At 41.2% G+C, this 13,317-nt stretch carries 12 protein-coding genes, 1 tRNA gene and 1 pseudogene; 5 read left to right on the top strand and 9 right to left on the bottom strand.

Annotated elements, in window-relative coordinates; all coding sequences use genetic code 11:
* The 4 genes from R4I06_RS03120 to yihA form a co-directional block, all read right to left on the bottom strand.
* The coding region (locus R4I06_RS03120) for a cation:dicarboxylate symporter family transporter (protein WP_334414089.1) at nucleotides 1-624 on the bottom strand (624 nt) is incomplete at its 3' end.
* An 89-nt stretch (nucleotides 625-713) separates the two neighbouring features.
* The gene (gene hemF, locus R4I06_RS03115; RefSeq protein ID WP_334414090.1) at nucleotides 714-1,538 is read right to left on the bottom strand and encodes an oxygen-dependent coproporphyrinogen oxidase; all 825 of its coding nucleotides are present in this window, start codon (nucleotides 1,536-1,538) and stop codon (nucleotides 714-716) included.
* Between the two features lie 71 nt (nucleotides 1,539-1,609).
* Complete coding sequence (locus tag R4I06_RS03110; RefSeq protein WP_334414088.1) at nucleotides 1,610-2,608, bottom strand: amino acid kinase family protein; 999 nt, start codon at nucleotides 2,606-2,608, stop codon at nucleotides 1,610-1,612.
* Complete coding sequence (gene yihA / locus R4I06_RS03105; RefSeq protein WP_334414087.1) at nucleotides 2,586-3,170, bottom strand: ribosome biogenesis GTP-binding protein YihA/YsxC; 585 nt, start codon at nucleotides 3,168-3,170, stop codon at nucleotides 2,586-2,588. The genes R4I06_RS03110 and yihA overlap by 23 nt, the downstream gene beginning before the upstream one ends.
* A gap of 289 nt (nucleotides 3,171-3,459) precedes the next feature.
* Between yihA and prfA the strand changes: the two genes are divergently transcribed.
* Nucleotides 3,460-4,560 carry a peptide chain release factor 1 gene (gene prfA / locus R4I06_RS03100; protein WP_334414085.1) on the top strand — a complete coding sequence of 367 codons (1,101 nt, stop codon included), beginning with the start codon at nucleotides 3,460-3,462 and terminating at the stop codon, nucleotides 4,558-4,560.
* Nucleotides 4,561-4,626: 66 nt separating this feature from the next.
* Here prfA and R4I06_RS03095 read toward each other — a convergent pair whose 3' ends face one another.
* The 3 genes from R4I06_RS03095 to R4I06_RS03085 form a co-directional block, all read right to left on the bottom strand.
* Complete coding sequence (locus tag R4I06_RS03095; RefSeq protein WP_334414084.1) at nucleotides 4,627-6,156, bottom strand: acyl-CoA carboxylase subunit beta; 1,530 nt, start codon at nucleotides 6,154-6,156, stop codon at nucleotides 4,627-4,629.
* A gap of 244 nt (nucleotides 6,157-6,400) precedes the next feature.
* Complete coding sequence (gene mutM / locus R4I06_RS03090; protein WP_334414082.1) at nucleotides 6,401-7,207, bottom strand: bifunctional DNA-formamidopyrimidine glycosylase/DNA-(apurinic or apyrimidinic site) lyase; 807 nt, start codon at nucleotides 7,205-7,207, stop codon at nucleotides 6,401-6,403.
* A complete protein-coding gene (locus tag R4I06_RS03085; RefSeq protein ID WP_334414079.1) occupies nucleotides 7,185-7,322 on the bottom strand; it encodes a hypothetical protein in 138 nt (45 codons plus the stop codon). Before R4I06_RS03085 ends, mutM begins: the two co-directional genes overlap by 23 nt.
* Before the next feature lie 22 nt (nucleotides 7,323-7,344).
* Here R4I06_RS03085 and R4I06_RS03080 point away from each other — a divergent pair.
* The 4 genes and pseudogenes from R4I06_RS03080 (at nucleotide 7,345) to R4I06_RS03065 (ending at nucleotide 9,519) form a co-directional block, all read left to right on the top strand.
* Nucleotides 7,345-7,415, top strand: a tRNA-Thr gene (locus R4I06_RS03080).
* Nucleotides 7,416-7,548: 133 nt separating this feature from the next.
* Nucleotides 7,549-8,952, top strand: a complete 1,404-nt coding sequence (gene gltX / locus R4I06_RS03075) for a glutamate--tRNA ligase (protein ID WP_334414078.1) — start codon at nucleotides 7,549-7,551, stop codon at nucleotides 8,950-8,952.
* 129 nt (nucleotides 8,953-9,081) lie between these two features.
* Nucleotides 9,082-9,234: pseudogene (locus R4I06_RS03070) on the top strand (hypothetical protein); the annotation flags it as partial.
* Between the two features lie 123 nt (nucleotides 9,235-9,357).
* On the top strand, nucleotides 9,358-9,519 hold the full coding sequence (locus R4I06_RS03065; RefSeq protein ID WP_334414076.1) for a hypothetical protein: 162 nt from the start codon (nucleotides 9,358-9,360) through the stop codon (nucleotides 9,517-9,519).
* Nucleotides 9,520-9,678: 159 nt separating this feature from the next.
* On the opposite strand, the gene R4I06_RS03060 is transcribed toward R4I06_RS03065, so the two are convergent.
* Together R4I06_RS03060 and R4I06_RS03055 are read right to left on the bottom strand one after the other, a co-directional pair.
* A complete protein-coding gene (locus R4I06_RS03060) occupies nucleotides 9,679-11,286 on the bottom strand; it encodes a hypothetical protein (RefSeq protein ID WP_334414075.1) in 1,608 nt (535 codons plus the stop codon).
* 450 nt (nucleotides 11,287-11,736) lie between these two features.
* A partial coding sequence (locus tag R4I06_RS03055; protein ID WP_334414074.1) for a hypothetical protein occupies nucleotides 11,737-13,317 on the bottom strand: 1,581 nt, incomplete at its 5' end.

Below are 13,317 nucleotides of genomic sequence, written 5' to 3'. Positions count from 1 at the left end.
TGAGAAATCAGGCTCATCTGATAATGATAAAAAAATCGTCACAAATGCCCATACAGCAATAGGCATGAATTTCGTCACGAAACCAGCAACCTGTATCATCATTTCAAAAACTGCCGAGAAAAACTGGTGTAAAACCTCCCTTTTCTCTTGAGCAACAAACATGCTTCCCGTACCCAATAGAAAAGCCGCTAACATGCTTGCTATTATGTTGTTTTCCAACAATACCTTGGCAAAATTATCAGGCACAATAGATGATAAGTACTTACCCAGATCCCACCTGTCTCCCACTGTATCACCTAGTATTCCTGCCTCAGGTATGTCGATTCCACTCCTAACAGGTAGCACAATTTTATACACTATCAGCGCTACAACCGCGGCAATAGACGTTGTGAGTAGAGTATTAAAGATGGTATTACCAATAAGCCACTTGGCATCCTTTGGATTCTTGAACCCTGAAAATGTAGATAGAATAGATAAAAAAACTATCGGTATACTGATCAACCTAAGCACATTGATAAAAACGTAACTTATGCTTTCAGCAACATTTAGTAGCATAGGTATATGCGCGTGCTTAGAAATGAACGCCACAGCAATAGCTACGATAATAAGCACAAACCTCAACATATTCATCCCCAAGGCTGATTGCGCTAGCTTACATTATGCCCTAATCAAGGCAACTACTAAATTCTAAAATTTTTAAGACTCTAGGAACACTACTCCCATTTAACCACAGGGGGCATACATGCCATTATTGCGTCGGGATTTCCCCCCGTCATGACTCCAAATCTTACCCCTCTATCCCAGAGAAGATTGAATTCAACATATCTGCCACGCTTGATTAATTGTTTATCCTTGTCTTCTTGATTCCATTTTATGTGCATTCTCTTCTTTACTATCACCGGATAGATAGATAAAAAGCATCTTCCAACCGCTTGAGTAAAAGCAAAACTACTTTCAAAATCTCCCTGTAGATGGTCGTAAAATATGCCCCCCACACCTCTGGGCTCTTTCCTGTGGTGAAGATAAAAGTACTCATCGCAATCCTTTTTGAATTTCTCATAGTACTGAGAATCAAACTTGTTGCACATACTACATAAACTATCATGGAAAAAAGCCGTATCATCCTCGTGTTCATATGTGGGTGTTAAATCTGTACCACCGCCAAACCACCAGCACGACGTGCTTATAAACCGCGTGTTCATGTGAATGGCAGGAACGAAAGGCGACATAGGATGAACTATCACCGATACTCCAGTAGCCCAAAAACCTCTCTCACTCTTATCCGCTCCCAATACTTCCTGCACATATGACTCTTCCAGTTCCCCGTGCACCGTGGAAAAGTTTATCCCTGCTTTCTCAAATACAGATCCTGAAATTATGATAGATTCTCCTCCGCCTCCACCGCTTCTTTCCCACTTTTTCTTTTTGATATCAGGAGCTTTGCTGGAGTACTCTGATTCTATGACGAAAAATTCGTCAACTATCATATCCCTGAGAGTAGAAAACCACTCAACTACTTTCTTTTTCTTGTCATCCATAGAGTCCATATCTCATCTACAAACACGAAAGCACCATCCCCATAAGATGCGGAGCCAAGGGGAAATAAGGATCAGTCCTTGTTAAAATCACAACAGATTCTTATACCCATGCCACGAGTCGTAAACAACTCAGAAAGCAGCACATGAGGAACCGTTCCGTCTACAATGTGGGCAGTGCCGCAAGTCTCCCTCACAAATCTTACACACGACCGTAGCATGGAATCAGCAGCAGCAGACTCTCTTTGCACAGACCCATCATTTAGTAATTTTTCCACTCTGTCGGCTAAAATCTCAGCGGATAGGTCTTCCTTGTCGCACAAACCCTTTATATAGTCGATATCATCAGTTACGATGATCAACTTTGCCGCAGATACAGAAGACCCAATAGCTCCTGCCATTAAATCAGGGCTCACAACGTATGTAGCCTTGTTAGGACCATTACAAACTGGAGAGACGACAGGAATAAAATCAGACTCTTCTAGAAAAAAGAGCATGTCAGTATTGACCACGTTGGGCTCTCCCACAAAGCCCATATCCATTATCTTCTTTACGTTACTAGGTTCTCCGTCATGTGCAGTAAAACACGTCTTCCTCGCTTCTACCAAACATGCATCTTTGCCACTAATACCGACGGCAAATCCACCGTTCTCGTTAATTAATTGAACAACTTCCTTATTCACTAAAGCAGATAACACCATCTCCACGATCTCTAAGGTATCTGAGTCTATAACTCGCACTTCATTTACAAAAAGCCCATCTCCTTTATCAAACTTCGCTAAGACCTCTCTCACCCTGTGCTCACCACCGTGAACGACCACAGGATTGATATCTATTTGCTTTAGCAGCACGACGTCACTAGCAAAACTTTCGGATAACACCTTGTCTTTCATGGCGGCACCATCGTACTTTATAACAAAGGTTTCACCTGAAAACTGCTGTGCACATCTGATAGATTCAGACAGAACACGCGCCTCGTTTAACCACTTGTCATTCTCAAAAGCTTTACCATCTACAACAGCGCCTAATGAGCTCATTTCACAATTCTCACTAGATACATTTTGAAATTTCACGAGCTAACTCCTTTATTCCATTACCAGACTTTGCACTAACAACCATTATTGGATAAAGCACCAGACAAAAATTACGCACTTGGTCCTGCACTAAAGATACCATAGCATGCAATTTGCTCTCAGATAGTCTATCTGCTTTGGTGAGCACTATGCTATAATTAACACCACATGCTTCTATCCACTCTAAGAAATCTATGTCTATGTCCTTTAGACCCACCTTTGAATCTATAAGCAAAACCAATCTATGTAAAGCTTCCCTACTGCTTAGGTAATATCTTATCATCTCTAAGTAGTAATGCACCTCTTCTTTACTGGCTTTAGAATACCCGTATCCAGGCAGGTCAACTAGCGCTACATGACCTTCTTTCAGGTAGAAATTTATTTTACGCGTACACCCTGGGCTCGATGATGTTCTTGCATTATGCCTGTTACTGGTAATCGCATTTATTAGGCTAGACTTTCCCACATTTGAGCGTCCAATAAATGCTATTTCTGGAACACCTAAACTCGGAAATGATTTCTTGTCGTAGGCACTGCAAAAAAACTTACAACTGCGAAACATTCTCCCTCTCAGAGCACAAATAAAAAGCCACGCGTAATAACGAAACATGCCTCCACCACCTATATATAGACTATTGTGCGATGTTATACCTAGAGATAAAGAGGATGGGTAACGCAGAAAGCGCTATGATAGCTCCGTTTAACTTGTAAACATTTATTAAGCAAATTCTATATATAGTTGCAATTGGGGAGAGAAAAATTTACAATCCCCCCTTGTTGTCGTGCTTTTGTTGTTGATAAAACCATTCTTTTGGTATTCCATCCTTAGTATTAGAACGTAAGGTAAGTTTATGAGTTTTGAGAGCAGCCTAGAGGGGCTGTGTGAGAGGTTTCGCACTTTGAAACAGCAGCTGTCAAACCCTGAACGTATGGAAAGACAGGTATTTGCTGATACTTCAAGGGAGTATTCTGAGCTCTTACCGCTCATTTCTTTGATAGAAGAATATAAGTCTATACAGAAAGATATTGCAGAATTGGAAGAATTAGTGAGTTCTCCCGACACTGACAGTGAATTGCGCTCTCTCGCAAAAGATGAGCTTCACACAAAGCAAAAGTTATTGCCTAAAGTTAAGCATAATATACAACTCTCACTATTGCCCAAAGATAAGGATGATTCGCGAAGTGCCATACTAGAAATTAGAGCGGGCACAGGGGGAGAAGAAGCCGCTCTTTTTGTATATAACCTGTATCGCATGTACATAAAGTATGCAGAGCGCAAAAACTGGAAGGTGGAGCATATTAGCATGTCTCCTACAGGTATTGGAGGATACAAGGAGGCGTCCATTTCTGTGGTAGGGAAGGATGTTTTTGCACGACTTAAGTTTGAATCTGGTGTGCATAGGGTACAAAGGGTCCCTGAAACCGAAGCTTCTGGAAGACTTCACACTTCTGCAGCCACAGTAGCGGTATTGCCAGAAGTTGAGGACGTAGATTTAAAAATAGATGAAAAAGACCTTAGAATAGACGTGTACCGTTCCAGCGGTCCTGGCGGACAATCTGTGAACACTACAGATAGTGCAGTTAGGATCACGCACATACCATCTGGGATAGTCGTAATTCAGCAAGATGAGAAATCTCAGCACAAAAACAAAAGTAAGGCTCTAAAAGTACTGCGGGCAAGACTTTACAACCTAGAAAAGCAAAAAATAGAAAAGGAAATATCAACTATGCGCAAGAGCCAGATAGGCTCTGGTGACAGATCGGAGCGTATACGCACCTATAACTTTCTACAATCCAGAATAACGGATCACAGGATAAATGTAACGTCACATAGGCTTGACTATATACTGAAGGAGGGCGATTTAGACGAATTTATAGATGCACTAATTGCAAATCACCAGGCTACAGCGCTGAACCAGATTCAGCCTTCTCATGAAGATGAGAAAAAGTAGAATTTAAGATGCAACAGCTGGAAGGAAAATTAGAGGTCTCAGCAAAAAAAACTGCACTGTAATATGCTACAGTGGCAGATTATCGTGCTTGCGCCACAACCTATCAACTTTCTTATCTAGCAACATGCGTAAAGAGGAATATATACGCGCCCTAGTCGTGGAGGGCACTATAACGTCATCTATAAAACCCCTAGATGCAGCTACATATGGGTTAATAACTTTCTCGTTATACTCCTTAACCAGGGTTTTTAGGTACTCTTCATCCTTCTCTCTACGAAAAATGATACTTACCGCACCCTCGCACCCCATTACCCCTATCTCCGCAGTTGGCCAAGCATAGTTTACGTCACCTCGCAAGTGCCTAGAGTTCATAACTATGTAGGCCCCACCATATGCCTTGCGGACCACAACACTGATCTTGGGCACCGTCGCCTCTGCATATGCGTATAACAACTTTGCACCATGACTGATGATTCCAGAATACTCCTGAGATGTACCAGGAAGGAATCCAGGCACGTCAATTAATGTCACAATAGGTATGTTAAAAGCATCGCAAAATCTGACAAACCTAGCTGCCTTTCTTGACGAATCTATATCCAGGCACCCAGCAAGATGTTTCGGTTGGTTGGCAACTATCCCTATAGTATGCCCTCCTATCCTGCCAAACCCAACTATGATATTTTTGGCGAAGTCCGGCTTTATCTCAAAGAAGATCTCTTCGTCACAAATATTGGTTACAAGCTCATACATATCGTAGGAAACACCACTACTCTTCGGAACTAGGGTGTTAAGCGAAGGACTTTCCCTATCTGCTGGATCTGCGGTGGGAATAAATCTGGGCAAGCTTTTGTTGTTGGAAGGCACAAAAGAGAGGAACTTTCTAACCTCAGTTAAAGCATCAATCTCATCGCTAAAAGCCAAGTCAGCAACCCCAGTCTTACGCGTGTGAACAGAAGATCCACCCAAATCCTGTTGAGTAACTTCCTCAAATGTGACTTTCTTTATTACATCAGGGCCTGTAACAAACATGCAAGACCCTTTCACCATGAAGGTAAAATCAGTCAATGCCGGAGAATATACCGCACCCCCAGCACATGACCCCATGATAAGAGATATTTGCGGCACGACCCCAGACATATCAACATTACGTTGAAATATCTCTCCATATCCTGAAAGCGAATCAACGCCCTCCTGTATTCTAGCTCCACCAGAGTCGTTTATGCCTATCAAAGGAACACCTATAGATGCAGACATATCCATAACACGACATATCTTTCTTGCATTCATTTCACTTAAAGAACCACCGAATACAGTGAAATCTTGTGAGTAAACGCATACCCTCTGTCCATGGACAGTACCGCAGCCAGCCACCACGCCATCACCGGAGATTTTTACCTCATCCATGCCGAAGTTCACGGATCTGTGCTCTACAAACACCCCATATTCTTGAAATGATCCGGGATCCAAAAACACATCCAGTCTTTCCCTCGCGGTAAGCCTGCCTCTGCTATGTTGTTTATCAACTTTGGATTCTCCACCACCCAGCATTACCTCAGACTTTTTCTTCTTTAACTCCTGAAGCACAGTGGCATTCATAGTACACCTCTTTAAGACTTGATCACTAGCTAATCACACCCCACATGATCACAAAACCACCACTTATGCAACCTTGCGTAGATATGTCGCCTATGACACTAAGATAAAGCACACCAAAAGAGTGCACTACTCTCATAACTTTATTTCAACGCACCCCAAGTGCGCCCTACTATAGAATACATAAATTACCACAAGAAGAAAACTTCTTTCTTCTTTAACACTCTTAGTGAGCTATCTGTGCCCCCTATTTTTGACATTTAATACAAAAAAATGTGCTTCTTCCATCCTGTTTTTCAGCACTTACCTCCGCTCCACATATGTAACACTCCTTTCCTCCTCTCCCATAAACCATAAAGTTTTCTTGGAATCTTCCTTTTTCTCCACTGGGAATTTTGTAATCTTTTATGCTTGATCCTCCAGCTGATATCGACAGATTTAGCACGTACCTGGTAGCCTCCACAATACGTGCGCATTCTGTATGCGAGAGTGTAGACACTTTCCTGGAAGGCAAAATCTCAGCTCTAAAGAGAATTTCTGATGCATATATGTTACCAATTCCAGCAACTGATGCGGCATCCATAAGAAAGCCCTTGATGCTCATTTTACTACAGGTACGCATTATGTATTCTGCGTTGAAGTCAGAAGACAGAGGATCTGGACCTATTTTTTCTAGCAGCGACTCGTAGCATTCACCATCACATATACGCACAGATCCGAACCTGCGCACATCATCAAAAATCAGCCTACTGCCATCATCAAGAAGAAATATGATGTGTTGATGCTTAGTTATTTCACTATTCTGCGTATGTATGAGTTTTCCACTCATGCCAAGATGGAAAACCACCTTCATTCCATTATCCAGAACTAGAATGAGGTATTTTGCAACTCTTTCAATTCCACTTATGCATCTGCCTATCAGTAAATCTTCAAAGTCATCTTGCAATACCGTCCTTAAATCCCTCCTGCGTACTACGACGCCGTTTACAAACTTACCGATGATATTACTAGCAAGAAACCTTGCTATAGTTTCAACTTCTGGAAGCTCCGGCATCTTCTGTCTGGCCAGTTTTCTTTCTTTTTCTGCGCGCTATGTTTTCTTTCAGAAGCTTAGCTAGTTTCTTCTTTCTCTCTTCTGTATTCACATTTCTCTTTGACTTACTCATCACAAAAAACTACAATTCGACCCTCGCCGTTATAGCTTAGTGGCAGAGCGCGTCCTTGGTAAGGACGAAACCTGAGTTCGATTCTCGGTAACGGCACAGAGATTAGATAGCAGTTTTCACTTCTTATGTGTAGAACTTTATTATTTCCTGCTATTAGAAGTCTTGTTAAATTGCTATAAGCAGTTTTTCGCTATATCATCCACACTTGGAAATTTTTTGGATATAAGTAGTGCGAGTTGTTACTAGATTTGCTCCATCACCTACAGGAGAATTGCACTTAGGAGGAGCGAGGACTGCACTTTTCAATTGGCTATTTGCCAGACAAAATGGCGGAAAGTTTCTGTTGAGAATAGAAGACACTGATAAAAGCAGATCGTCAGAAGCACTTACTGAAAGTATAATAAATGATCTGTCATGGCTTGGGTTGACTCACGATGATGAGTTAGTCAAGCAGTCAACAAGAATAGATCGGCATGTAGAAATAGCAGCGCAACTAGTAAAATCGGGCAAAGCTTATTTTTGCTATTGTTCAGAAAGTGAAATAGCAAATCAACGAATGGTATCTGAAGCTTCTGGAGAGCAATATAGGCATGTATGTCCGTGGAGAGATGCACACCACGTACAACATGAAACACCAGGTGTTGTACGGCTCAAAAATTTACAAGATGGAAAAATATCCTTCTTAGATGGCGTATATGGGGAAATATCAGTAGACAGTAGCCAAATTGACGATATGGTCATTCTGCGCTCAAACGGCACACCTACTTATCTTCTTGCAGTGGTTGTTGATGATCATGACATGGGCATTACGCATGTTATAAGGGGTTCTGATCACATAACAAATACTCACAAACAGATTATGCTTGCCCAATCTCTAGGATGGGAAAGTCCGAAATTTTTTCATATACCTTTGATCCATGACGAAAATGGAAACAAGCTATCAAAGCGAAATAATGTACCAGGAATATACAGATATAAAGAGTTAGGGTTCTTGCCGGAAGCTATATGTAACTACATATTACGAATGAGCTGGAGTTACATGGACAAGGAGATAGTATCCATGGAAGAAGCCCTGGATCTCTTCTCTGTGGACAATATTGGCACATCCCCAGCGTGTTTAGATAGCAAAAAACTCTTATTTTTAAACCATCATTACATGAGACAGATGAAAACATCAGACATGTTGGACATGGTGTTACCATTTTTGAAGAAGGAATTGAAAAACGATGTACTTGAACTTGAGGAGTATAAAATTACGCGCCTATCTTTAGGAATAAACAGAATGCTTGAAAGAACAAAAACTCTGGATGGGCTTGCGAGGTGTTTGCTGTTTTATGTGGAGAATGTTCCAATATCCACAGATGAAGAAGCGCTGAAGTTTATACAATCAAATAAAATCCTGCTTAAAGATATTCTACACGCTATTTCTGCAGTGAAAGACTGGAGGCGGGATGCATTGTCTAGTACAGTCAAGGGGCTGTCGGATCTTAGAGGCACAAAAGTAAGTGATATATTCCAGATGTTAAGAGCAGCTATAGTAGGAAGATTTGTAGCACCTAATATCTGTGAGGTTATGGAAATACTTGGTGAGGAAGAGTGCATAAAAAGGCTAAATTTCCACGTTGCAGAGTAGCCGAAGTTTCAGTGAGTATATGCAGAAAGAAATCTCCTAAATTAGAGAAGACTTTGCAGTAGCAGGTAAACTACTGCCAAAGTGAAAGAGCGGAACCAAGGCATATAATTCCACAAAGTCAAGAGCTGCACAGATCTAAGAAGCACAAAAGTAAGTGATATATTCCAGATGTTAAGAGCAGCTATAGTAGGAAGATTTGTAGCACCTAATATCTGTGAGGTTATGGAAATACTTGGTGAGGAAGAGTGCATAAAACGGCTAAATTTCCACGTTGCAGAGTAGCAGAAGTTTTAGTGAAGTTATATGCAGAGAGAAATCTCCTAAATTAGACAAGACTTTGCAATAGTAGATAAACCACTCACAAAGTGAAGGAGCAGAACCAAGGCGTATAATTCCACAAAGTCAATGGGCTGCACAGATCTAAGAAGCACAAAAGTAAGTGATATATTCCAGATGTTAAAAGCGGCTATAGTCAGAAGATTTGCAGCACCTAATATCTGTGAGGTTATGGAAACACTTGGCGAGAAAGAGCGCATAAAAAGGCTGCATTTCTACGTGACAGGGTAGCAGACGTTTTAGTTAGGTTTATGTAGGAGAAAAATTGCGTCAATGGGAGAAGATTTCATCTTAGTAGGAAGGCACAAAAAGAGAAATAGAAGGGCTAAACAACAACATTGCAAACCCTTCTATTACGTAAATAACACTAGCACGTTCCTATAGACAAAACTAGAATTTAACCCTTATACCAGAAAGCAGCACTTGCCCTGTGTTTTGTCCGTCTGTTTCCAAAGGATTCAAGACTGTATCAGACGAAGCAATGAAGTTATGATAGTTCGCAAATATCTTATACTCTACCTTTGTAGAATGATCGGAAATATCATATTCAACACCGAAAGAAACTTCATCTAGCCTATTACCACTGTAGTTACTTCCTCTATAGATTGCAGAAAGATATAGCCCGTTGTACTCGTATCCTCCACCCATAGTCCAAAAGTATGTGCTATCAGTATTGATGATTATCTTGTCATTTTTATCAAGCGTGAATTTAGAGTTAGCCTCATCCCAGCTGTACATGTTGTTTACTTTGTCAATCCTACCCAGATATCCATAAGAAAAAGCAACCTTGAACCCTCTGTAATTGAGCAGTCCACCAAAAGCTACATTCTTTATGTTATCCATTTTTGGAAAAGCAATTTTGGGCATTTCAACTTCGCCAGAAAGTAATCTGACCTTAGCTTTAGCATATTCACTAGTCATAGACAGTTTCAGATCTATATCCTTTATGCGCGTGTCGTAGGTCATTGCAACATTCACTACTTGTTCGTACATAGGCATCAATAGGCGCACTGAACTGCGTCCCTCAACAGGTACACTCCATTCTTTACTTTGTGCATTTTCGCTACCAAAACCTCTTGGCATTTTATCAGCTTTCAGCACAGCCATTTTTCTTTCTTGTATGGCACTCTTGTGAGCAACTATGACTCCATTCTCCTCATAACCAAACGGCGCATAGCTAATACCCAACTTTAATCCGCCCAAGTTTGTTGAAACGTAAGAAAACCTTATTGGTAAGGAGTTCGTTATACTCTTGAATGAAGAGTTGCCTTGCTTAGCTTTAGACCTCGAAAATCTATTGCTTCCATCGAACATGCCTTCGCTGTATAGACCAGTAGATAGGTAAAAAACATTTTCAAGATATCTTTTCTTAAGCTCCATAGGAAGCGCCACTGGATGATTTGTAATTGTGTCTCGTATACCCCTCAAATTTACATATCTCATCCAAAGGTTGCTATTGTCTCCCGCCCCTATTGTGAAAGCGTCAATTTTCATTACTGAATCAACTCCAGGCTGATAACCAAATCCCAAATCACCTAGAGAAGTATACAAATATACTTTTGCACCTCTATTGTTTACGCTCCTGAAAGAGACATAATCATCCTTTTGTACGTATGGAAGATCCAACTCCACGCTGCCACCATAGTATATACCAAGAGCATCATTTTTACCCTGAGCGTCTGCATATAACACGGCATCAGTTGACACTCCGCATGCTCTGAGGTCTTCAGGAGATAGATAGGTTCCCGTAAGAAAACCTTGCTTATGGTAGTAATTATCCCTGAATGTTAACCATCCATGAGACATTATGGATCCTCCCACATTAATGGATTTTCCAAAATAAGTATCAGATTGGCGTTCAATATTCGCTACACGCTTTTGTGCGGCACTATTGTAACTATTTTGTATCTTCCCCTGATTAGAAGAAGCAAATACATCACCGATCCCGTAGAACATCATCAGCGATGCAAGAGCAGTGCATAAAGAAACTCTTGTCATTTTCATATTACCAGAAACTATACTAAGTGTACGGCCTATACTTAATAAGGTATAATATGACTGTCAAGGAATTAATTAGGATATACTGGAATGATCCTAGTGAATAACGGAAATTTACACAATAATAATTAGAAATCATTTAGGATTTCTCCTAGAGAATACAAATACTTAAAAATATTTGGGTCTTTTTACGATCTTTAAATATAGGAGAAACTTACACACATGCTTCAAGCTTCTAGAAAACTTTCATACTGAGAATACATCCAATCAGAACAAGCTTTCTAAGAAGACGCTTCACATTGAAGGAAGGGCAGAAAATATAATTAAACGAACTCAGCGCGGAAACAAAAGACGAGGGGAGAAGGAACCTCAGGAACACCCCTAAATTCCTCCTCCCTAGGAGAATAGAGAGAGCATACATATGTGAATGTATGCTAAATAATATTATGCCTAAAAGGTAAACTTAAGTCCCCCAAAGGCCATAACCCCCTCATAGCCATTCTTATGAGTAGCAACATGCTCGAACTGCTTGCTCTTATCTTCTACACCCAAGTATTTGTGCACGTTAAATTTCTGAGATGAAGAAAAGACATGGCAATTCATAAACATCTGCACATTAGCCCTACCCTTCCTGTACATATCATAACCAAATCCAAGCACAAAATCCGTAAGCACATTCTCACCATCAAACAGCGACTTAAACTCCTCGCTCTTACTACCACCCTCCTTCACTATCTTCAACTCCGAAAATAGATCAGGCTCTGAAGCAACAGCCGCAGGAGCTGTATAGCCCACCTTACTCACAAAACACATCACACTAGCTGAAAAAGAACCCCATAGATATCCAAGCGAAGAAGCAAAATAGTAGGAAGGCCTATAATTGAGATAAGGCACATTGCGGACAATATACCCATGACTGTCCCTACCAGTAAATGTCTTCGGGCGCCCAGACTTTCCTAAATAACCATAGTTAAAACCTACCTTAAGAATCCCACTATACAATGCTTCCATACCAACTGAGTATGCAGCCAACTCATCATATTCTATAAAAAACTTACCTTCCGACATAGTAGATGACACGGACAACTTATCATGCTTCTTAGCGTCCCCATGTTCTATAGCAAACGACAAAGCCACCTTTACATCATCAGAAAGTAACTCATAGCGTAACGCAGCACCCAACACATTCTTGTATACAGGACCAAGATCGAAGCGAGGCTCACCAAGGGAAATAGCCCTCACGGCTATAACATTTGGGTTTTCCGCTTTCTGATCGTCCAGCGAGTCAATTTTGGAAACTACATTAGAAGTTTGAAAATCCCCCCCCTTAAACAAATCGTCCCTATAGCCAGCAACAGCATAACTTACACCAAACTGAAACCCGTTTATATCTTTAGAAACGTAAGACAGCCTAAGGGGAATTGTAGTAACAACATCCTTAAAACGAACAGAAAAAGGATCCTTAGAAGCATCTTTCCATGCCATAGATCTAAACAGATTTTCACTGTACAGCCCCGGATACACATGGAAAGGCGCAGCATCAGAATACTTAAGAAACCGCATAATGTGCCTGCCCCAGGAGCCATTGCCTGCGCCCGGCAGAGAGTTCAGTACGTCAACTTTTAAAGCAGTTTCTACGCCCTCCTGGTACCCCATAGAAAAATTTCCATACACCGTATCAAAGAACACCCTACTTCCAGTAGCACCTCTACCGTAACCCACAATACTCCCACCAGTACCACCTGGAACCACGAGTGAAAAGTCCGCGCCATATGCGGCATCATAACCGTCAACCCTAGAATACACCCCCACCTTCAGAAGTGCGTCATGAGAAGCCCCCCACACAGAAAAATCATCACCTGAAGCTCTGAGTACTTCCATGTTGTAACGCACATTACGCTTACCACCCAACTTATCTCCGTACAAAGCACCAGCAAACTCTCGCCCCTTCTCATCACCTTTATATATAGGTTTATCACCAAGAAGCCACGCATATGAGAGAACACTTCCACTAACAAAAACACGCTCTCT

Origin of the sequence: Anaplasma bovis, from assembly GCF_036903315.1 — a bacterium.
GTDB classification, from domain to species: Bacteria; Pseudomonadota; Alphaproteobacteria; order Rickettsiales; family Anaplasmataceae; genus Anaplasma; species Anaplasma bovis.
Note: the sequence above shows the minus strand (reverse complement) of the source record. Positions and strands in the feature narration are given on the sequence as shown.